The following is a 721-nucleotide window of genomic DNA, read 5'->3' as shown; positions in this document are numbered from 1 at the left end:
CTAACGTGTTTGTGTATGATTAGTGGCGTGTTTAAGTAACTAATTTAGCAAATAAAAACCGAATAGAAAATCCGCGAGGATTTTCGTAAGTAGGCGAGGACTAGCCATTAATTATAAACGTTGTTGTAATACGTTTTCCTATCATTCGATAATTTCATCATTTTCAATTCTTTTATTCGTTTGTAATTCAGTCTTAAAGCTAAATTTGCTTTGCATTATATAGCTAAATAAGACGGTTATGACAATTGTCAAAAGACGAGACGGTGTTGGATAAAAAAGGAATATGTCGACAAGTAATTTCATTGAAAGGTAACTAATCAGCAATGTTATTACTCCAACAGTTAAATATCTTAAAAACTGCTTTTTCATTGATAATTTTGATTCAGGAAATACTATATATCTGTTTAATAAGAATCCAATTAAAAAAGTTATAGGAAATACTAAAAATAAAGAAGCTATGTGCGCACTCAAAACGACAATAAATAAATCTAAATTTTCTTTATTTAAAATAAAATGAAAACAGATGAAATATAAAGTAGTGTCTAGAACTAAATTACTTCCGCCACAAACTGCATATCTATATGTTTTGATAGGAATGATTTTTTTGAAAATAAAATAGCCAGAATCTATTATTTTCAACAGATTTTTTTTCATAATTTACTTCCTAAAATCGTGTTTTTTTTAATGTATTACAACGTGTTCGTGTATGGTTTCGTTGCGT

1 protein-coding gene is annotated in these 721 nt (G+C 27.9%); it reads right to left on the bottom strand.

Going from position 1 to position 721, the window contains the following annotated elements; genetic code table 11:
* Positions 1 to 141 precede the first annotated feature (141 nt).
* The gene (locus Q0893_RS19495; protein ID WP_299278956.1) at positions 142 to 654 is read right to left on the bottom strand and encodes a GtrA family protein; all 513 of its coding nucleotides are present in this window, start codon (positions 652 to 654) and stop codon (positions 142 to 144) included.
* Between the last annotated feature and the right edge of the window lie 67 nt (positions 655 to 721).

Source organism: uncultured Psychroserpens sp., assembly GCF_947494225.1.
Lineage (GTDB): Bacteria > Bacteroidota > Bacteroidia > Flavobacteriales > Flavobacteriaceae > Psychroserpens.
Note: the sequence above shows the minus strand (reverse complement) of the source record. Positions and strands in the feature narration are given on the sequence as shown.